Source organism: Bradyrhizobium sp. AUGA SZCCT0222, assembly GCF_018130205.1.
Lineage (GTDB): Bacteria > Pseudomonadota > Alphaproteobacteria > Rhizobiales > Xanthobacteraceae > Bradyrhizobium.
The window spans coordinates 200,124-220,512 of the sequence record NZ_JAFCLX010000002.1; the positions used below are offsets into that span (position 1 = coordinate 200,124).

Sequence of the window (20,389 nt, forward strand, 5' to 3'; positions counted from 1 at the left end):
GAGCAGGGCAGATGTTTCGCTTTCTCGTCACACAGTCGCTGCGCAACAGCCTCCTGGTCATGGCGGCGGCGCTGGCCCTGGTGTTGCTCGGCATCTTCAGCGCCGGCCGCCTCCCGGTCGACGTGTTTCCCGACCTGAACAAGCCGACGGTCACGATCATGACCGAGTCGGACGGGCTTGCGCCCCCCGAGGTTGAACAGCTCGTTAGCTTTCCGATCGAAACCCAGATGAACGGTGTTCCCGGCGTGACGCGGGTCCGCTCGGTTTCCGGCATCGGCCTTTCGATCGTCTATGTCGAATTCGACTGGGGTACCGATATCTATCGTAACCGGCAGCAGATCGGCGAGCGCCTCAATCTGATCCGGACCCAGTTGCCGCCCAACACCGTTCCGCAACTGGGACCGATCAACTCCATCATGGGCCAGGTGCTGCTGGTCGCGGTGACCAGCGACCGCGCATCGGCGATGGAAGTCCGCGAGACCGCGGACTTCGTGGTGCGGCCGCGGCTGCTGACGATCCCCGGCGTCGCGCAGGTGATTCCGATGGGGGGCGAGGTCCGGCAATACCGGATCGCGCCCAATCCGCCGGCGTTGCGCAGCCTCGGCGTCACCTACGAGCAGGTCGAGCTGGCTTTGAATCAGTTCGGCGTCAATACCGGCGGCGGATTTACCGATCAGCATGCCCGCGAATATCTGATCCGCAACATCGGGCGGACCACCAATCTGGACGACCTTCGCAACGTGGTGGTGGCGCAGGTCAATGGCGGGCCGGTCTATCTGAAGCAGGTCGCTACCGTCGAGTTCGCACCCAAGGTCAAGCGCGGCGACGCCGGCTATATGGGCAAGCCCGCCGTCGTCGTCTCGGTCGAGAAGCAGCCGAACGTCGATACTATCAGGCTCACGCGCGAGATCGAACAGGCCCTGAAGGAAATCACGGCCTCGCTGCCAACGGGCATGAAGGCCGACCAGATCATCTTCCGCCAGGCCAATTTCATCGAAACCTCGATCGGCAATGTCCAGCGTGTCCTGCTCGAGGCCGGCGCGGTCGTCGCCATCGTGCTGTTCCTGTTCCTGATGAACTGGCGGACCACGGTGATCTCGCTGGCTGCGATCCCGGTGTCGATCCTGACGACCGCGGTCGTGTTCTATTTTGCCGGCCTGTCGATCAACACCATGACCCTTGGCGGCATTGCCATCGCCATCGGCGAGCTGGTCGATGACGCCGTCGTCGACGTCGAAAACATCTTCCGGCGCTTGCGCGAAAATCGCGCCCTGGAGCATCCCCGCCCGGCATTCGACGTCGTCGTATCGGCATCCCAGGAAGTGCGCTCCGGCATCGTCTATGCGACCGCCATCATCGTTCTGGTGTTCGTGCCGCTGTTCGCGCTGTCGGGTATAGAAGGCCGGCTGTTTGCGCCGCTTGGTCAGGCCTACATCATCTCGATTCTCGCCAGCCTTGCGGTCTCCATCACCCTGACCCCGGTCATGGCGTATCACATGCTTCCGCATCTCAAGCGCCTCGATCACGGCGACAGCGCGCTGGTAGCGATGCTCAAGCGCGCCAATGCGGCCTTGCTGGAACGGGTTTTCCACCATCAGCGCGCCTTGATGGCTGCCGCACTCGCGGCGGTCGTCATCGCGGCGGCTTCCGCATTCTATCTTCCCCGCGCATTCCTGCCGCCCTTCAACGAGGGCACCTTCACGATCAACATGCTCTTCAATCCGGGAATCTCGCTCGCCGAATCCCATCGCGTCGGGTTGATTGCCGAGCGCCTCATCCTAGAGGTGCCCGAGGTCAAGACCGTTGGCCGGCGAACCGGGCGGGCGGAGCTGGATGAACACGCCGAAGGCGTCCATTCGTCGGACCTCGAGGTCAATCTCAAGCCAACGAAACGGCCAAAGACCGAAATCGTCGCGGATATAAGGGCCCGGCTCGCCGTGCTTCCCGCTGCGATCAACGTAGGCCAGCCGATTTCGCACCGGCTCGACCATCTGCTTTCGGGCGTTCGGGCCGAAATTGCGCTGAAAGTGTTCGGCGACGATCTGAACAGCCTGCGCGCGACCGCTGACATGTTGCGCGGCAAGCTGGCGGAGATCCCGGGTCTCACCGACCTGCAGGTCGAAAAGCAGGTGCTGATTCCGCAGCTGGAAATCCGCGTCGATTATGGCCGTGCCGCGCTCTATGGCGTGCAGCCGGCCGCCGTGATCCAGCAGCTCAGCCGGCTCTCGAACGGCCGCGTTATTTCACGGGTGGTGGACGGCTATCGCCGGTTCGACGTCACGATGCGGCTGCCGGATCGGCTTCGCACCACGCAAACCCTGGGCGACCTCTTGATCGAAACGCCGGCCGGATGGATCCCCGCCCGGCAGATCGCCGACGTCAAGGAGACCGAAGGCCCCAACCAGATCCTGCGCGAGAACGGCCGCCGCCGTGTGGTGGTGCTGGCGAACGCCGACGGGACGGCCGACATGACCGACATCATCGAGGCGATCCGCAAGGTGACCGCGTCGACCAGGCTTCCCGAAGGCTTCTACGTTCGGCTGGAGGGAACATTCCAGGCCCAGGAGGAAGCAAGCCGGACCATCGGCGTGCTCTCGCTGCTGTCGCTGTTGCTGGTGTTTGCCATTCTCTACAGCCGCTACCGCTCGACCGTGCTCGCCTTCATCATCATGGGCAACGTCCCGCTGGCGCTGATCGGGTCGGTCGCGGCGCTTTGGCTGGCGGGCCAACCGCTCTCGGTTGCGTCGATGGTCGGATTTGTCACGCTGACCGGCATTGCGGTTCGCAACGGCATCCTGAAAATCAGCCACTACATCAACCTGGCGCTGAAAGAAGGAATGCCGTTCGGCCACGACCTCGTGGTTCGCGGCAGCGTCGAGCGGCTGACGCCGGTCTTGATGACGGCGATGGCGGCCGGCGTGGCGCTGGTGCCGCTGCTGATCGATGCGGCAAATCCCGGCAAGGAAATTCTCCATCCGGTGGCCGTGACGATTTTCGGCGGTCTCCTCAGCGCGACCCTGCTCGACACGCTGCTGACGCCCGTTCTCTTCCTTCGCTATGGCGAAGCTCCGCTGGAGCGGCTGCGGCGGGGTGCCGACGGCAAGGCGGGAACGGCCCCGGCAAATTCAGCCGCCGAAGCTTTTTGACATCAACATTCGGAGAATGACGGTGAATGCGAAATTTCTGATGGTTGTGGCCGTGCTGGCCTGGTCCGCTTCCGCCTCGGCGCACGACCACAAGGGAATGAATGGCGGGTCGGTCGCGGAAGCCGGTTCGTATCATGTCGAGCTGGTCTCGAAATCCGACAGGCTCGAAATTTTCGTCAGTGACGAGAACCAGAAATCGATTCCCGCGACAGGATTCAAGGCGATTGCCATCCTCGTTGTCGGCGGCAAATCCCAGCGAATTCTGCTGGAGCCTGCCGGGAGCGCGCTGCTTTCCGGCACAGCCAGCGTCGCATTGCCGCCACAGCCGAAAGGTGTCGTCCAATTGACCGGGCCTGATGGAAAGACGGTGCAGGCAAAATTCAATTGAGCGGATTGCGAGGCAAGACCGATATCGATCAACAAAAAATCCCCGCGGCGCAGCCCGCGGGGTTTTCTTCGGTGCGGCATTTTGCGCCTCAGCCGACGCAGGACAGAAGGCCGCCGAACGGGCCTAGCCAATGACATACTTGTTCAATAGAACGGCGCGATATCGGGGTTGAGGATTTTTCAAGAGAGGTTACATGATTTCATTCGCGCGCATGGTGAAGCTCGCAGGCGTTGCCTCGGTGCTGCTGGTTTCCGTCCCCAATGCCGGTCAAGCCCAGGCCGACAACGGCTTTCCGTTCGGAATGGAAATGACCATGGATGTCCCGCCGCAGCCTGGCTCCAAGCGGATACCGAATCTCGAGATTGGCGACGCCGGCGAAGTGGTGCTCGAACTCTGGTGCAAGGGCGGCAAGGGGCAGTTTTCGGTGGCGGGCAACACCGTGATCTTCGTCGCCGGCGCGATGGAGAACCGTAATTGTCCGCCCAATCGCGCCCAGGCCGACGACGAACTGATCGCCGCACTGACCGATGCCGCGACCTGGAAGCGGCAGGGCGATGCGATATCGTTCATCGGCACCAGGACGCTGCGGTTCCGGCTCAATACGAACTAGCCAAGCGAGTTCGCAATGCCGGAGGCAACGGCCGCGATCAGCGGCCGAATGAGAAGAAAACCTTCGGCGGCAGCGGCTGCGGATTGAGCGCGACCCAGTCCAGCCTGGAGGTAAACTGGCGCTGCAATCCGCTCACGATGATGATGCCACCGGCAACGCGATCGAGTTCATCGGAAGTCAATGCTTCGGCTTTGACGGGAGTGAAATCGGTCATGGTTGTTTTCCTTCGTTAGGCGCAGCACGGCGCTGCGACGAACGGGACTTTGCCTTTCTCCGACCCGGCTTGTTTGTGATCCAGATCACTCAGCCCACGGCTCGTTCCGTGACCGTCCTGACTTCACGCGTCCTTTGCATAGCGCTTAAGCGAAGCTTTGAGGATCTCCAGCATTTCGTCCCTGATGAGATCGCGCGCGCCGCGGGTCCAGGCGGCTGCGAGCGGCAAGCGGTTCATGTCTGACCCCGCGAGCGGAACGAACCGAACGCCACGCGCCGCCATTCGCGATGTCCATCGCGGCACGATGGCAACGCCGAGTTCGGCCGCGACGAGATTCACGATGGTCTGCTTTTCATTGGCAATCTGGATGACGCGCGCCTGCAGTCCAGCCTGAGCAAACAGTTTCATGGTCAGATCGTGGCTATGCGGGCGCGACCGGCGCTCGGGTACGATCAGCGGCTGTTCGGCAAGGTCGGCGACGGTCACCCGTTTTCTCGACGCGAGGCGATGATGATCCGGCACCGCGACGACGGCCGTCTCGTGCAGGAGAAACAGAAATTCGAGCCGCTTGTCGGGTTTCTCGGGAGGGCGCACCAGGGCGATGTCGAGCCGGCCGGAGAGCAGCGCCGGCAACAGCCGGATCGTCTTGTCTTCCGTCAATTTCACCGTGACATCCGGTCTCTGTTCGCGAAAGTCGGAAAGCAGCATCGGCAGCAGTCCCGCCGCTGCGCTGTCGATCGCGCCGACGCGGATGATCGCGCCCTGCTTGCGGCCCCGCGCCTGGAATTTGACCGCCAGATTGTCCGCCTGCGCCAGCAAGGCGCGGGCCTCCTTGAGCAGGACGACGCCATCGTCGGTCAGCGTCACGCTGCGCGTCGTTCGCGTCATGAGCCGGGTGCCGAGATCGTCTTCAAGCAGCCGGATGTAACGCCCGAGCGCGGAAGGGAGCATTTCCAGCCGTTGGGCCGCGCGCCCAAAATGCAATTCCTCGGCCGCCGCAACGAAGCAGCGAAGCTGGTGCAGTTCCATATTTCGTCCTCCCCCGGGCAGATTACATCAAATATTTGTATAATCGTATGCCGATTGAAGGCGCGTGGCCTTTAGCCGTAGCTTGTCCGGAAGCGCTGAAATCAGCCAATCAACGAATTCTGCAGGGAGCGACCCAATGCGGTTCAATCGTCGTACGATCCTTTCCGGCGCCCTCGCGGCCGCGTCGCTATGGGCGTCACCCACGGCCTTCGCGCAGACCGCCTTTCCGACAAAACCGGTCACCATCATCGTTCCGGCGGCGGCCGGAGGGCCGACCGACACCGTGGCCCGCCTGATCGCGGAATCGATGGGCCGAAGCCTCGGCCAGACCATCCTGGTCGAAAATGTCGGCGGCGCCGGTGGCACGCTCGGCATGGCGCGCGTGTCGAAGTCGGCCGCCGACGGCTACACGCTCGCGATCTGGCACATCGCGCACGCCACCGCGCCCGCGCTCTACGACTCCCTCAAATATGATGTCGTCGACGATTTCGACCACCTCGGCCGCATCACCGACGTGCCGATGACCCTGGTGTCCAAGCCGACACTTGCTGCCAACAATGTGACCGAGTACGTGGCGTGGATTCGCGCAAGCGGCGACAAGGCCGTCTACGGACATGCCGGCATCGGTTCCGCCTCGCATCTTTGCATGCTGATGCTGATGAAGGAGCTCGGCGTGCAGATGAACGGGATTCCGTATCGCGGCACCGGGCCGGCCATGAACGACCTGCTCAGCGGCCAGTTCGACGTGATGTGCGACCAGACCACCAACACCACCAACCAGATCAAGGAAGGCAAGATCAAGGGCTTTGCGGTCACGACCAAAGCCAAAGTCTCGTCATTGCCTGACCTGCCGACGCTCGACGGCGGCGCCGTCAAGGGATTTGAGGTCTCGGCCTGGCATGCGATGTGGGCCCCGAAGGGATTGCCCAAAGAAGCGACCGACAAGCTGGTCACAGCCCTTCAGGCCGCGCTGAAGGACCCCAAGGTGATCGAGCGGTTTGCCAATCTCGGCACCGAGCCGGTCCAGGCGGAACTGGCGACGCCGGCGGCGCTCAAGGCGCATCTGACAGCCGAAGTGCCGCGCTGGGGCGCCGTGATCAAGGCAGCAGGCGCCAAGGGAAATTAGGCAAGGGAAACTAGGCAAGGGAAACTAGGCAAGGGAAACTAGGCAAGGGAAACTAGCAAGGGAAACTGAGCGAAACGAAACTCCCGTCGCACGCAGCCCCTCATTCAAAACGACATTCGCAATCCGGAGACCATTCGATGAAGACGTACGCCATAGCCGCCATCCCGGGCGACGGGATCGGCACCGAAGTCATTGCCGCAGGTGTCGAGGTGCTGCACGCGCTGGCCCAGCGCGACGGCAACTTCAAGTTCAAGGTCGATCATTTTGACTGGGGATCTGAATACTACAAGAAACACGGCATCATGATGCCGGAGGATGGCCGAGACCAGATCAGGAACCACGACGCGATCCTGTTCGGCTCGGCGGGCGCGCCTGACGTGCCTGATCATATTACGCTGTGGGGGCTGCGGCTCGCCATCTGCCAGCCGTTCGATCAGTACGCCAACGTCCGCCCGACGCGGATCCTGCCCGGCATCACCAGCCCGCTGCGCAACGTCCACGGCAAGGAGCTCGACTGGGTGATCGTCCGCGAAAACTCGGAAGGCGAATATGCCGGCGTCGGTGGCCGCGTCCACAAGGGCTTGCCGCTCGAAGTCGCAACCGACGTCTCGATCCTGACCCGTCCCGGCGTCGAGCGCATCATGCGCTTCGCCTTCAAGCTCGCGCAGTCGCGGCCGCGCAAGCTGCTCACCGTCGTGACCAAGTCCAACGCCCAGCGCCATGCCATGGTGATGTGGGACGAGATCGCCACCGAGATCGCGGCCGAGTTCAAGGACGTGACCTGGGACAAGATGCTGGTCGATGCGATGACCATGCGCATGGTCATGAAGCCGGAGACCATCGATACCGTGGTCGCCACCAATTTGCACGCCGACGTGCTGTCGGATCTCGCTGCCGCGCTCGCCGGCTCACTCGGCATCGCGCCGACCGCCAACCTCAATCCGGAGCGAACCTATCCCTCGATGTTCGAGCCTATACATGGCTCGGCCTTCGACATCATCGGCAAAGGCATCGCCAATCCCGTCGGAACGTTCTGGTCATCGGTGATGATGCTGGAGCACCTCGGCGAGCCGGCAGCCGCGACGCGGTTGATGCAGGCGATCGAGCGTGTCACGGCCGATCCCCGCTTTCACACGCCGGACCTCGGCGGCAAGGCCAGGACCGACGAGGTCACGGCCGCGGTCGTTGCCTCCATCCACGGCGCCAACGACTGAGATCGTGCGATCCGTCGCAGCGATCTGAAACGAAGAAAGGGCGACCTTGCGGCCGCCCTTTGCATTGCCGGTTTCCTTTGCAGGTCCGGCAGGGTCCATCAAGTCACGCGAACCGCGCCGGTCGACTGGCCGTACTTGTTGTGACCGACAATGTACCAATGGCCTCCCATTTGGTAATAGGTGGCCTTGCCGCCGGTGACGGCTTCGAGTTCGTGGTCGGCAAGCGCGCGCGTGTCGAGGGTATCGGCATTCCTGATCCTGGTATTCATCGCAGTATCTCCCTTTGCTCCGGGCGGCGCGACCATCGCGTCCGCTGTCCGGTGAGGAAGACAATGCCTGCTGCCGCGCCGGCGCGCTGTTCCCCAGGTGACAGGCGGGGGGCGGGCGAGGAAATGCGGGCCGGGTAGCTCCCGAACCGGCCGGCTCCGAAGATTCGGTCTGGCTTCGGCTTGCGGAAGGTCCCAAAAATCAGGAGTATTCACGCCAATTCGGGAGCTAAATCCCGGGATAAATAATTGAGGGGAGACGCCAATGACGGCTTTCACGCGCCGCGATCTGATGTCGGCTGCCGCAGGCGCGGCAGCGGCCACGAGCCTGCCGTTCAGTCAGCCAGTTCGCGCCGCGACGCCGCCAGCGGGCAAGCAGACCGCCGGGTGGTACCGCTACAAGATCGGCAGCATCGAGGTGACGGTGGCGACCGATGGCGTCAACCGCTTCAAGATGGCGGAGGATCACGTCACCAACATCAAGAAGGATGCGGTGAACGCCGCGCTCGCCGAGGTCTTCATGGAAAAGGACATGATGACCACGCCCTACAACCCGATCGCCATCAACACCGGATCGAAGCTGGCGATCATCGATACCGGCACCGGCGAGAGCAATTACAAGAAGAGCAACGGCACCGCCGGCCAGTTCGTGACCAACCTCGCGGCCGCGGGCATCGACCGCAACGCCGTCGACGTCGTGATCATCTCGCACTACCACGGCGACCACATGAACGGCCTCCTGATGGACGACAATTCACTGACCTATCCGAATGCCGAGATCCTGGTGCCCGCCAGGGAGCACCAGTACTGGATGGACGACGGCGAGATGAGCCGCGCCCCCAAAGGCCGTATCGAGGGCGTCTTCAAGAATGTGCGGCGGGTCTTCACGCCGGAGGCTCTGAAGCGTGTGAGAACCTATGAGGGGGGCAAGGAAGTGATTCCCGGCGTCACCGCGCAGGGTACGCCCGGGCACTCGCCCGGCCATAGCTCGTTCGTGATCGCTTCAGGCTCGGATTCCGTCTACGTGCAATCAGACGTCACCCACGTGCCGTTCCTGTTCGTCCGGCATCCCGACTGGCACGTTTTTTACGATCAGGACCCGGCGATGGCGGAAGCGACCCGCCGCAAGGTTTACGACATGCTGGCGGCCGACAGGATGCGGGTGCAGGGTTTCCATTACCCGTTCCCGTCGCTCGCGCATGTCGAGAAACACGGCAGCGGCTACCGGGAGATTCCGGTGATGTGGAATCCGAATATTTGATGTGCGATCGGCTTCACCTCGCCCCGCTTGCGGGGAGAGGTCGGATCGCACTTGCGATCCGGGTGAGGGGGTACAGGTCTATCAATTTGCATCAGCGTTCGCGGAGAGAGCCCCTCACCCCGACCCTATCCCCGCAAGCGCGGGGCGAGGGAGCAATAGCCGCCGCTATTCCACCTTCAGCCCGAGCTGATGCACGAGCTTGCTCCACTTCTTCTCTTCCTTGTCGATGTCGTCGGCGTATTCGGCCGGCGTCGAGGCCAGGGGATCGCCGCCTTCGATCCGGATGCGTTTTTGCACCTCCGGATCGCTAACAAGTTTGCGTAGCTCGGCGCTGAGGATTTCGACGATGTCAGGCGGCGTGCCTGACGGCGCCAGCAGCCCGTAATGCAGCACGGCTTCGAAGCCGGGCATGCCAGATTCGTCGAAAGTCGGCACGTCAGGCAGTAGCGAGAAGCGCTGCTTGCTGGTGACGGCGATGGCGCGCAACTGGCCGGCCGCGATATTGCCGAGCGCCGGCGGCAGCACGCCGAACGCGACAGGCACATGGCCGCCGAGCAGGTCGTTCATCACGGGCGCCGTGCCCTTGTAGGGAATGATAGCGGCATCGATACCGGATTCGGCCTTGAACAGTTCCGCGCACATGTAGCCGCCGGTGCCGACCGGCGAAGTACCGATATTGAGTTTGCCCGGCTCCTTTTTCGCGAGCGCGATCACCTCAGCGACCGTTTTGGCTGAGAACGACGGGTGCGCAAGCAGGGCCACCGGCATCGATGCGACGAGACCGATCGGCGCAAAATCCTTGCGCGGGTCCATGCCGAGCTTGGTGTAGAGGCTGGGGTTGATGGAGAGGGTGCCGGTGTGGCCCAGCAGCAGCGTGTAGCCATCAGGCGCGGCGCGCGCCACGGCGCGGGTGCCGATGGTTCCTCCTCCGCCGCCGCGGTTGTCGACGGTCACGGTCTGGCGGAACGCATCGGACAGTTTTTGCGCTACCACGCGCGCCATGGCGTCGACGCCGCCGCCGGCCGGGTAGGGGACGACGAGCGTGATGCTGCGCGCTGGAAACTCGGCGGCATGCACGGCCGCGCTCGCCACCAGCGGGCCTGCGAAGGCGATGGCAGATGCAAGGGTGATCACGGCATTCATGACGTTGCGACGATGTGAGAGCCTAACCACCAGATTGCCTCCCTCCAGCGATGTCGATCCACGTTCTTATGGGCGGCCTTGTTTCACCGCAAGCCCGGCGCGCCGCAACCATCATCATCGAATGCTCGATTGGCCCGCAAACGGAATCATGCACTGCAGCAGAGATAACGGCCAACCATAGCCCCAACCTTGAACTGCCTGCCAAGGCCGCATAGGCTCGGCGATTGGAAACGCCTGCCAGGCAACAAACAACAAGAGGGATACCCCCCAGTCGATGAGCTCCGCGTTGCGGCGCCCCTTTGCCCACCGCCGGGGCCTGATCATCGTCGCGACCTTGGCCACGGCCTATGTCGCCAGTCATTTTTTCCGCGCCGCCAACGTCACCATCGGCCTCGACCTGATGCGCGACCTCGCCATCGGGCCGGAAGCGTTGGGCGCGCTGACAGGTGCGTTCTTCTTCGGCTTTGCAGCGATGCAGATCCCCTGCGGCCTTCTGTTCGACCATTTCGGACCCCGGCGCACCGTGGCTTGCATGCTGATCCTCGCCACGACAGGCGCTGCGATCTTCACGCTGGCGCCGACCTGGCCGGTGCTGCTCACCGGCCGCGTCCTGATGGGCGCCGGCTTCGGCGTCATGCTGATCGGCAGCATGGTGGTGATCTCGCGCTGGTTTCCACCGGATCGTTTTTCCACGCTCACCGCCATGGTGCTGTCGATCGGACTGCTCGGCAATCTCTTCGCCACCACGCCGCTGGCATGGGCCTCGCAGGCCGTCGGCTGGCGCGCCGTGTTCGGCGTCGTCGTCGTCTTCATCGCACTCGCCACCATCGCCGTGTGGCTGGTGGTGCGCGACGCGCCGGCCGGCCATCCGTTTCTCGACCGCACCCCGGAGCCGCCACGCCAGATGCTGCGGGGCCTGATCGAGGTGCTGGGCAATCCGCGCCTCCGGCCGATCCTGGCGATGAATTTCTGCAACTATGCCTGCACCTTCACCGTTCAGGGCCTGTGGGGCGGTTCGTTCCTGCGCGAGGTGTATGGCATGAGCCCGATCGAGGCCGGCAACGTGCTGCTATCAGCCGTGATCACCTACCAGCTTGGCATCGTCGCCTTCGGCCCCCTGGACCGCGTGCTCGACACGCGCAAATGGATCGCCATCGGCGGTACCATGGTGACCATATCCATGCTTGCGACGCTGGCGATCGCTTCCCGCCCGCCCGTCTGGGTGCCCGTCGGCGCCATCGTCGCCATCGGCTTCTTCAGCGCCTCCAGCACCATGGTAATGACGCACGGCCGCGGCATCTTCCCGGACCGGCTGATCGGGCGCGGCATTGCGACCATCAACACCGCCGTGATGCTGGGCGTCGCCTGCATGCAGACATTGTCGGGCATCATCGTCGGCGGGTTCGAGCCTCTCGCCGATGGCACCCGCTCCGAGACCGCCTACCGCGCCTTGTTCGGCGTGCTCACCGTGGTGCTGATCTCGGCCGTTGCGATCTACAGCCGCTCGCAGGACGTCAGGCCCAGCGACGAAATGCGTGCCCGGGCCGCCGCCGCGTGATGCCTCGACGCGCGCCCCACATGGCTTGCCATGATGCGGGTAAACCTGTGAACATGCCGCCATGAACCTCGGCGCGCTGAAAAGCAATATCCGGCAGCTTTACGAAAGCGACACGCCGCTCGGCGTCCGTTTTCGCTACGCCCTGCTGGCGTTCGACATCGTCACGGTGCTGTTCATCGTCGTAACGTCGTTCCTGCCCCCAAGCGAGATCGTCGAAACGCTCGACGTCCTGTTCGGCGCGGTGATCCTGGCCGATTTCGCGGCGCGCCTGTTTATCAATCGGCGCCGGTTGCGGGCATTTACCCGCATTTCGACCTGGACCGATCTGATCGCGATCGCCTCGTTCCTGGCCCCGCTGGCGGGAGAAGCGGGCGGCTTTCTGCGCATCCTGCGCACCTTGCGGCTGCTCCGCGAGGTTCAGATGCTGACCCGGCTGCGCGGCGACAGCACGTTTTTCCGGCGCAACGAGGAAGTGATCTTTGCCGTCACCAACCTTGCGGTCTTCATTTTCGTGATGACCGCGATCGTCTACGAGACCCAGAAATTTCGCAACGAGCAGATCACGAATTATGCCGACGCGCTGTATTTTACCGTCACGGCGCTGACGACGACCGGCTTTGGCGACATCACCCTGCGCGGAACGGTCGGCCGCATGATTACGGTCGTGATCATGATCTTCGGCGTGACGCTGTTCTTCAATCTCGCCCGCGCGCTGCTGTCTCCGAGCAAAGTGCGTTTTCCCTGCCCCTCCTGCGGCCTGCAGCGCCACGACAGCGATGCCGTGCACTGCAAGGCGTGTGGTGTGGTCCTGAATATTCCCGACGAAGGGGCGACGTAGCCGAGCCGCGCGGAAACTACGATAATTTCGCACAGTGGTATTTGCCTTGAATGCTTACTCTCCGAAGGCGGCGGCATCATCGCCGGCGCGTTTGAACTTCTGGCCGGAGCGGTCGTACGGAAGCCGCATACCATGCCCTATTTGGGGTAGACTGCCGCGCAATAGACCCATGCAATAGACAATAGCGTTGCCATGGATGATGATGCCACCCGCAAGGTGGCGACAGGCGCCGGTTGCATCGGCCATGGGCGAATGCCTTTTGCGCCGCAACGCTCGCCAGGCGTGATCCGCGGTGGCCTGGGAGTCGGAACGCAGATGTTCACATTCCGGACCTCCATCACGTTTGTGGTCATGGCGTTTATCGTCGCGTTGACCGCGCTGCTGATCGCCATTCAGCTCCGGTCGCTGCGCTTCGCCACCCACGAAGCCGCGTCTGCCTACATGGATGCAACCAGCACCAAAGTGCTTGGACGTCTTCGAGGGGAGCTGTCCGCGATTTCATCGCTGGTCAATGTGCTGGCTACCAGTTCAAGCGTGGCCGACTCCGATGAACGAAGCGAGACCGGCCGCGCCATTCCGCTGTTCAAGGCCGCACTGCAGGAATTGCCGCAGATGGACAGCATCTATGCCGGCTTCGAGAACGGCGCCTGGCTGCAGGTGCGGCGCATCAGCGACCTTACCGAAGAGCAGCGCGAACGCCTGCGCGCGCCCTCCAACGCAGACATCGCAATCAGTCTCATTCGTCCGACCGCTGGAGGTCAACTGCCGCTGCGGCGGATCTTCCAGGACAAGCAAGGCAACGAGATCGATGAAATCGATCTGTGGAAATACGGCTACGACACCCGTAAACGTTCCTGGTACTGGGCGACGATGCAGGCGGACCGGCCGTATGTTTCAGAACCCTATCTCTCGTTCAGTATTGGCGCCCCGGTCATCACCGTCAGCGCGCCACTGCGCGGCAAGGTGCCGGGCGTGATCGCCGCCGATCTCAAGCTCGATACGTTCAGCGAATTCGTCCAGGCGCAGCGGGCGGGACAGCACGGCACGGTCATGATCTTCGACCAGGCGGGATCGATCATCGCCCACCCCCAGTTTTCAGATCTGGTGACGAGCGCGATGACGCACCCGGCCCGATCGTCATTGCCCAGCATCGACGAGATCAACAAGGGAATCGTGGCCTCGGTGATACGCGGTGCGTACAACAAGGACAATTACGAAGGAAACATCGAGGACGAAACAGGGAAAGGCTTTCTCTTCAGGGTGACGAAGTTCGCGCTCGGCGAACGCTACAGCGGCAACATATTGCTGCTGGCGGCCCAGGATGACTTCGTCCAGAACGTCCGCGAGCTCCAGTTCAATGGGTTGGTTCTCGCGATCCTGGTCGGCGCGGGCTTCATTCCGGTCGTCTGGATGTTCGGCAGCCAGATGTCCCGGGCCATCCAGCGCATTACCGCGCAGGCGCGCCAATTGCAGACCCTGGCTGAACCCGAGCTCGTGCCGGTGACGTCCTACATCAGGGAGATCCACGCGCTGGGCAGCAACATGAATCTCGCGCAGCGGGCGATATGGTCGTTCGCGCATTTCGTCCCCAAGGAGATCGTTCGCGGGTTGATCGATAATTCCATCTCGACCGAACTCGGCGGCGTAAAGCAGGACATCACGCTGGTGTTTACCGACGTCCAGGGGTTTACCACCATTGCGGAGTCGGCCGATCCTGACGTCCTGATGCTGCAGACGTCGCGGTACTTCTCCGTGATGACAGAGGCGTTTCTCGCCGAAGGGGGTACGGTCGACAAGTTCATCGGCGACGCCGTGATGGTGTTCTGGAATGCACCCAATCCGCAACCCGACCATGTGGCGCGCGCTTGCCGGGCGGTGCTGGCAGCCAGGGCTGCCGGTGAGCGCCTTAACGCCGAATTCGAGGCCGGCGGATTGCGGCCGTTCATTACAAGGTTCGGCATTCATGTCGGCGAGGCCGTGGTCGGCAATGTCGGATCGACCGAGCGCATGAATTACACGGCACTGGGCAACACCGTTAATCTGGCGGCCCGTCTCGAGGGCCTGAACAAGCAAACCGGGACAACGGTCCTGGTCAGTGAGGATGTGTACCGGCGGGTTGGGGATCTCTTCAAGTTCAGGGCTCTTGATGCCGTGGTTGCCAAGGGCATGACCAGGGAAACCCGCATTTTTGAACTGCTGGGAGCATCGACATGAAGCGGACGCCGATCTCTTGCGGGATATTGCCGACGCTGCTCACGCTCTGGCTGGGCTTCACTGCGTCGGCTGTTCACGCCGCCGAAGACACGATCAAGGTCGGCATTCTGCACTCCCTGTCCGGCACCATGGCAATCAGCGAGTCCGTCCTGAAGGACACCGTGCTGATGCTCATTGCGGACCAGAACAGGAAGGGAGGGCTGCTCGGAAAGAAACTGGAGCCTGTTGTCGCCGACCCCGAATCGGACTGGGATGCCTTTGCGGAAAAAGCCGGCGAGTTGCTGACCAGGGACAAGGTCGCGGTGGTATTCGGCGGCTGGACCTCTCTTGCGCGAAAGGCGGCTCTTCCCATCTTCGAGCAGATGAACGGGCTGCTTTACTACCCCGTTCAATACGAAGGTGAAGAGAGCTCCCGTAACATCTTTTATCTGGGCGCAGCACCGAACCAGCAGGCCATTCCCGCTGTCCGGTACCTGATGAGCAAGGAAGGCGGCGACGTTCGCCGATGGATTCTGCTCGGGACCGATTATCTTTATCCGCGCAAGACCAACCAGATTGTGAGCGCCTATCTTGCGGCCGAGGGCGTGTCTCTGGAGGACATTACGACGATCTATGGAGCGCCGACCCAGTCCGACTGGCGGGAGATCGTCGAACGCGTGAAGTCGTTCGCCGCATCAGGAAAAAAGACCGCGGTGATCTCGACCGTCACCGGGGACTCAAACGTTCATTTGTACGCCGAGTTGGTCAAGCAACAGATCGACGTCAGCAAAATGCCGTTCATGGCGCTCTCCGTCAGCGAACGCGAGCTGCGCAGCGTGGACCTCGGCAAGTTCGCCGGGCACATGGCGGCGCGGAATTACTTCCAGTCCGTCAAGTCGGCAGAGAATGACGCGTTCATCAAGATGTGGGCGGATTTCAACGAGCAGCGGGACAAGACCACTAACGACGCGATGGAGGCGACCTTGATCGGCTTTCGGATGTGGGCGCAGGCCGTCGGCCAGGCCGGCACCGCCGACGTCAATGCGGTCCGGCAGGCGATGTACGGCCAGCGCGTCAGGGCGCCGAGCGGTTTTGAGGTTGTGATGAACACCAATCATCTTCTCTCCAAGCCGGCCATGATCGGCAAGCTCGAAGCTTCCGGAAGTTATGACGTGGTCTGGCGGTCAATCAGCCCGATCAAGGCGTCGGTCTGGAGCAGATATCTTCCCGACAGCGCCCGACGGATTGCCGATTGGACCTTTCCCTGGGTTTGCGGCGGGTGCACCGAGCCGACCTACAAGGATTGGTGACGGGCTGGTTGGCATGATTTTGGCGATTTCACTTTGGTGTCAGATGAAGTTCATATCGCGTCGGGTGGTGCCGAGTTTCGTCATCACCGGGGAGCCCTTGATGCGATCTGGAGACCGACCGTCGGAACTGTCCCGGCGGAATACCAAACTCGCGCTTGAATGCGCGATTGAAAGCCGCTTCTGAATCATACCCGACCTCCGACGCCACCTGGAGCACCGCGTTCCGCGTCGTCTGCAGCATCCTTGCAGCCAGCTGCAATCGCCAGCGTGCCAGGTAAGTCAGTGGCGGCTCGCCGAGAAAGCGGGAGAACCTCTCGGTGAGAACCGAGCGCGAGGTCGCGACCTCGGCGGCAAGCTCGTCCAGCGTCCAGTGATGCCGGGGCTTGCGGTGCAGAAGCGCCAGCGCGCCGCCGACGACCGCATCCCGCGCGCCCGCAAGCCAGCCGGTCTGCTCTGGCGGCAACGCCTCCATATAGCGGCGGATGGTCTCGATGAAGAGCGCCTCCGCCATCTTGGAGAGGAGCACCGATTGTCCCGGCCGCGCCGATCCGGCCTGGGACACCAGGTGACGAACCGAGCTCTCCAGCCATTCGCCGGCCGGGTCGCCGCGAAGATTGATCTTGATCATCAGCGGCAGGCCGGCGAGGAAAAGCCGATCCGCATGCCGCTCGCAGCCGAAATAGCCGCAGACAAATCGGGTCATCTCGCCGCCGCCGCCCAATCGCATCGTGGTCTGATCGCCCGCCAGGAATTCGGCGAGCGAGACGCCGCTGTCGATCAGGGTTGACGGCGAGCCATTCGAAACCGTGTGGGCATCGCCGTGGGGGATAATCAGGATGTCGCCCGCGGTGATGGCGATGTCTTCAGCGCCCGAGAAGCGCACGACCGCATTCCCGTCGGTGACCAGATGATAGCTGACCAGTCGCTCCGTCCCGGGGGCAAGCACGTGGGCGACGTCCTGCAAATGCGGCACGCTGAACCCCCACGGCGCGGTGCACTCCGCATGATAGAAGATCGCACCGGTCATGCGCACCGACGCAAGGGCTTCCGACAAGGCATCCATTGCTTGCTCCGGCACGGGGCGGAACCTTCATTGCGCAGCAAAGAAGCACGGATTTCCGGCAAAGTTTGGAATTTGAAGCTCTGTAATCTTGAACTCCTAAAGGTCAGCGTCGCTGCCAGTTAGCCATGCGGCAAACGGCCCGCGCGCAAGCACTGAGGGAGATTTCGATGGAAGAGGCATTCGATGTGATCGTCGTGGGTGCGCGCTGCGCCGGTTCCCCAACCGCGATGCTGCTGGCCCGCAAGGGCTACCGGGTGCTGGCGGTCGACCGTGCATCATTCCCGAGCGACACCGTCTCAACGCATATTCTGCATCCTCTCGGGGTGGCTGCCGTCTCGCGATGGGGGCTGCTCGACCGCCTCGTGGCGAGCGGATGTCCGCCGATCCACACCTACGCCTTCGACTTCGGCCCCTTCACGATTGCCGGCGCTCCAGGTACCGACCAGCATCCTCTCGCCTATTGTCCGCGGCGGACGATCCTCGACAAGCTGCTGGTCGATGCCGCGGCCGAAGCCGGCGCGGAGATCCGTCAGGGCTTCACGGTCGAGGAGATCATTATCGAAGGCGGGCGTGCAGTCGGCATCAAGGGGCGATCCAGGCAGGGCGGGTCCATCACGGAGCACGCCGCGATCATCGTCGGGGCCGACGGCCGGCATTCTATGGTGAGTGAGGCGGTTCAGCCGGAGCAGTACCGCGAGAAGCCGCCCTTGCTGGCGGGTTACTACAGCTATTGGAGCGGGCTGCCGATGGACGGCCGGCTTGAGATCTATAGCCGCGACATGCGCGCCTTCGCGGCGGTGCCGACTCACGACGATCTGACGCTCGTGATCGCCGGATGGCCTTACGCGGAGTTTGCCAGGAACAAGCAGGACATCGAGGGAAGCTACCTGAGGACGATCGAACTGGCGCCGGCCTTTGCCCAGCGCCTGCGCAGCGCGAAGCGCGAGGCGCCCTTTGCCGGCGCGGCGGTGCCGAACTATTTTCGCAAGCCCTACGGCCCCGGCTGGGCACTCGTGGGAGATGCCGGCTACAACAGGGACTTCATTACTGCGCAGGGCATTCTCGATGCGTTCCGCGACGCCGAACTCTGCGCGACAGCGCTCGATCAGTCGTTCTCGGGCGCGCGGCCATTCGAGGATGCCATGGGTGAATATCAGCGCACCCGGGACGCGCAAGTCGGGGCGATGTACGACTTCACGTGCGAACTCGCAACGCTGGAGCCTCCGCCGCCCGAGCTGCAACAGCTGCTCGGGGCAGTTCACGGCAACCAGGTGGCCATGGACGGATTCGCGCGCCTGAACGCCGGGACGATATCGCCGACTGAGTTTTTTGCACCTGACAATGTCGACGCGATCTGCGCCGCAGCGGCTTCAAGGGCCACGGGTTAGCGTGCTTTGCCTTACGCTCACTCTTCGGTGGCGTCGGGCAGTTCGGCGAGCCGGGGAATCAGCCGAACTTCGATGTTGGCTTCGTTCAGCATCTGGCCGGAGATGGAGAAATCCTCGGCCCAGTTCGAGTTGGGCCGGTCGGGTTCGTAGGCGACGAGCGCCGTGATGCCGCATTGGATGATGGCCTTGGTGCACTCGACGCAGGGAAACCAGGGAACGTAGATGGTGCAGCCCTTGAGCGCGACGCCAATGCGGGCCGCATTGAAGATCGCATTCTGTTCGGCGTGGCAGCTCCAGATATATTTGGCGCCGGTGATGCGGGAATGGCGCTCCTCGAGGTCATCGCGAACGCCGCGCGGCAGCCCGTTGAAGCCGGTCGAGCGGATTTCATGGTCGGGCCCGACGATCACGGCGCCGACGCGGCGCCCTTTCTCGATACTCCAGGTCGCCAGATGATGCGCCAGGAGCATAAATCGCTCATCCCATTTTGGATCGTGCAATATCGTTCCCTCAAAAATCAGTGCGCTCTATGCGCCAATGTTCCACCATCAACCATGGCGAGACAACAGCGAGAGCATCAACATCCCGTTAATGCACGTGTGGCCGCGGTCAGCACCTGACAGATTTAAGCCCGGCGGTAGCCGCTTGTCGATGACTGCCTGGATCGTAAGCTTAACGCCCGGATACGCCTATTCCTCGTCCGCGCCCGGCGCCTGCCTCAGCATGAAATGCCCGAACGCCGAGGCGATCGGTTTGGTCCGGTCGTCCTGCCAGGCCTGCGCCTCGAAGGCGACGACGCGCCGGCCCTGCTTGACGATCGAGACATTGGCGTAGCTGTCCAGCGCCCGGCCGGAGCGCAAATAATTGATCGTCAGCCCGATCGGTTTCGGCAGCGACACGCCGAGTTCGCGCGTCACGCCGACGATGGCGGTGGTTTCGAGAAAGGCGCCGGTCATGCCGCCATGGATCGCGGGCAGGATCGGGTTGCCGATGATCGTTGGTGAAAACGGCATCACCAGCGTGCCGTCCTCACGGACGCGGATGCCGAGGGCGCGCGCGAACGGGCTTTGGGCGAACGGGCCGGCCGGATCTTCCGGCGCTTCAAGCGTCGGCAGCGCGAGATCCTCCCGCGAGCGGCCCTTGAGCATGTTGGTGCGGTTGGCGCCGACCATGAAGCAGGCGGTTGCGGTGGCGACCGGATCGTCCTCGGTCTCCTGATAGGCGGTCGCGCGCACGAAGGCGATCGAGCGGGTGACGCGGTAGCAGATCGCATGTGCCCGAATGTCGAGGCCGGGCGTTGCCGGCTTCAAATAGTCGATGCGCAGGTCGAGGGTTGCGATCGCGCGCGTCCCGTCGAGCGCGAGCTGGACCGCCATGCCGCAGCTCTCGTCGAGCATCGCGGTGACAACGCCGCCATGAAGCACGCCGGTCCCGGTGTCGCCGACGAAAACGGGGCGGTAGGGCAGGCTCGACCAGGCTTCGCCAGGGGCGGCGCGGTCGAGCTGAAGTCCGCTGATGTGCCCATAGACGGAGCGGTGGCTCTTGATGGCGTCGGCCAGTTCTTCAAACGGCAGCGGCGTGTCGACTTTTGATGCTTCGGACATACGGTCGTTCTAGCCCATATTGATGGATGAGCCAAAGA

Annotated in this window: 19 protein-coding genes; 11 read left to right on the forward strand and 8 right to left on the reverse strand. The window is 63.0% G+C overall.

Translation table 11 applies throughout. The annotated features are described in order from the left end of the window. The first annotated feature begins 11 nt into the window (after window positions 1–11). The 3 genes from JQ629_RS02360 to JQ629_RS02370 all read left to right on the forward strand — a co-directional run bounded on the left by JQ629_RS02360 (window position 12) and on the right by JQ629_RS02370 (window position 4,144). Entirely contained in the window at window positions 12–3,146 is a 3,135-nt protein-coding gene (locus JQ629_RS02360; protein ID WP_212410892.1) for an efflux RND transporter permease subunit, read from the forward strand. A gap of 22 nt (window positions 3,147–3,168) precedes the next feature. Then, window positions 3,169–3,534 (forward strand): hypothetical protein, encoded by a 366-nt coding sequence (locus tag JQ629_RS02365; protein WP_349631202.1) that lies wholly within the window; start codon window positions 3,169–3,171, stop codon window positions 3,532–3,534. Window positions 3,535–3,727: 193 nt separating this feature from the next. After that, a complete protein-coding gene (locus JQ629_RS02370; RefSeq protein ID WP_212410893.1) occupies window positions 3,728–4,144 on the forward strand; it encodes an META domain-containing protein in 417 nt (138 codons plus the stop codon). Window positions 4,145–4,181: 37 nt separating this feature from the next. Here JQ629_RS02370 and JQ629_RS02375 read toward each other — a convergent pair whose 3' ends face one another. Then, window positions 4,182–4,358: a hypothetical protein gene (locus tag JQ629_RS02375; RefSeq protein WP_212262894.1), complete on the reverse strand. Its 177-nt coding sequence runs from the start codon at window positions 4,356–4,358 to the stop codon at window positions 4,182–4,184. A gap of 123 nt (window positions 4,359–4,481) precedes the next feature. Next, window positions 4,482–5,387: a LysR family transcriptional regulator gene (locus JQ629_RS02380; RefSeq protein ID WP_212410895.1), complete on the reverse strand. Its 906-nt coding sequence runs from the start codon at window positions 5,385–5,387 to the stop codon at window positions 4,482–4,484. A 136-nt stretch (window positions 5,388–5,523) separates the two neighbouring features. Between JQ629_RS02380 and JQ629_RS02385 the strand changes: the two genes are divergently transcribed. Together JQ629_RS02385 and JQ629_RS02390 are read left to right on the forward strand one after the other, a co-directional pair. Continuing rightward, window positions 5,524–6,513 carry a tripartite tricarboxylate transporter substrate-binding protein gene (locus tag JQ629_RS02385; RefSeq protein ID WP_212410896.1) on the forward strand — a complete coding sequence of 330 codons (990 nt, stop codon included), beginning with the start codon at window positions 5,524–5,526 and terminating at the stop codon, window positions 6,511–6,513. A 137-nt stretch (window positions 6,514–6,650) separates the two neighbouring features. Next, on the forward strand, window positions 6,651–7,727 hold the full coding sequence (locus JQ629_RS02390) for a tartrate dehydrogenase (RefSeq protein ID WP_212410897.1): 1,077 nt from the start codon (window positions 6,651–6,653) through the stop codon (window positions 7,725–7,727). Window positions 7,728–7,825: 98 nt separating this feature from the next. Here the strand turns inward: JQ629_RS02390 and JQ629_RS02395 are convergent, their stop codons facing one another. Beyond that, window positions 7,826–7,996 carry a hypothetical protein gene (locus tag JQ629_RS02395; RefSeq protein ID WP_212262890.1) on the reverse strand — a complete coding sequence of 57 codons (171 nt, stop codon included), beginning with the start codon at window positions 7,994–7,996 and terminating at the stop codon, window positions 7,826–7,828. A 262-nt stretch (window positions 7,997–8,258) separates the two neighbouring features. Between JQ629_RS02395 and JQ629_RS02400 the strand changes: the two genes are divergently transcribed. Then, entirely contained in the window at window positions 8,259–9,254 is a 996-nt protein-coding gene (locus JQ629_RS02400; protein WP_212410898.1) for an MBL fold metallo-hydrolase, read from the forward strand. A gap of 165 nt (window positions 9,255–9,419) precedes the next feature. Here the strand turns inward: JQ629_RS02400 and JQ629_RS02405 are convergent, their stop codons facing one another. Continuing rightward, entirely contained in the window at window positions 9,420–10,427 is a 1,008-nt protein-coding gene (locus JQ629_RS02405) for a Bug family tripartite tricarboxylate transporter substrate binding protein (protein WP_212410899.1), read from the reverse strand. A 244-nt stretch (window positions 10,428–10,671) separates the two neighbouring features. Between JQ629_RS02405 and JQ629_RS02410 the strand changes: the two genes are divergently transcribed. Continuing rightward, window positions 10,672–11,955, forward strand: a complete 1,284-nt coding sequence (locus tag JQ629_RS02410; RefSeq protein ID WP_212410900.1) for an MFS transporter — start codon at window positions 10,672–10,674, stop codon at window positions 11,953–11,955. A 61-nt stretch (window positions 11,956–12,016) separates the two neighbouring features. Then, window positions 12,017–12,793 (forward strand): potassium channel family protein, encoded by a 777-nt coding sequence (locus JQ629_RS02415; RefSeq protein WP_212262886.1) that lies wholly within the window; start codon window positions 12,017–12,019, stop codon window positions 12,791–12,793. A 54-nt stretch (window positions 12,794–12,847) separates the two neighbouring features. Here the strand turns inward: JQ629_RS02415 and JQ629_RS02420 are convergent, their stop codons facing one another. Beyond that, window positions 12,848–13,039 carry a hypothetical protein gene (locus JQ629_RS02420; protein WP_212410901.1) on the reverse strand — a complete coding sequence of 64 codons (192 nt, stop codon included), beginning with the start codon at window positions 13,037–13,039 and terminating at the stop codon, window positions 12,848–12,850. Window positions 13,040–13,108: 69 nt separating this feature from the next. On the opposite strand from JQ629_RS02420, the gene JQ629_RS02425 reads away from it, so the two are divergent. Together JQ629_RS02425 and JQ629_RS02430 are read left to right on the forward strand one after the other, a co-directional pair. After that, window positions 13,109–15,007 (forward strand): adenylate/guanylate cyclase domain-containing protein, encoded by a 1,899-nt coding sequence (locus JQ629_RS02425; protein WP_212410902.1) that lies wholly within the window; start codon window positions 13,109–13,111, stop codon window positions 15,005–15,007. Next, a complete protein-coding gene (locus JQ629_RS02430; RefSeq protein ID WP_212410904.1) occupies window positions 15,004–16,296 on the forward strand; it encodes an ABC transporter substrate-binding protein in 1,293 nt (430 codons plus the stop codon). Before JQ629_RS02425 ends, JQ629_RS02430 begins: the two co-directional genes overlap by 4 nt. A 28-nt stretch (window positions 16,297–16,324) precedes the next feature. On the opposite strand, the gene JQ629_RS02435 is transcribed toward JQ629_RS02430, so the two are convergent. Further along, window positions 16,325–17,359, reverse strand: a complete 1,035-nt coding sequence (locus JQ629_RS02435) for an AraC family transcriptional regulator (protein WP_283815884.1) — start codon at window positions 17,357–17,359, stop codon at window positions 16,325–16,327. 167 nt (window positions 17,360–17,526) lie between these two features. On the opposite strand from JQ629_RS02435, the gene JQ629_RS02440 reads away from it, so the two are divergent. Then, window positions 17,527–18,747, forward strand: a complete 1,221-nt coding sequence (locus JQ629_RS02440; protein WP_212410908.1) for an NAD(P)/FAD-dependent oxidoreductase — start codon at window positions 17,527–17,529, stop codon at window positions 18,745–18,747. Between the two features lie 17 nt (window positions 18,748–18,764). On the opposite strand, the gene JQ629_RS02445 is transcribed toward JQ629_RS02440, so the two are convergent. Beyond that, window positions 18,765–19,247: a deoxycytidylate deaminase gene (locus tag JQ629_RS02445; RefSeq protein ID WP_283815885.1), complete on the reverse strand. Its 483-nt coding sequence runs from the start codon at window positions 19,245–19,247 to the stop codon at window positions 18,765–18,767. Window positions 19,248–19,436: 189 nt separating this feature from the next. Beyond that, window positions 19,437–20,351, reverse strand: a complete 915-nt coding sequence (locus JQ629_RS02450; protein WP_212410912.1) for a PaaI family thioesterase — start codon at window positions 20,349–20,351, stop codon at window positions 19,437–19,439. Between the last annotated feature and the right edge of the window lie 38 nt (window positions 20,352–20,389).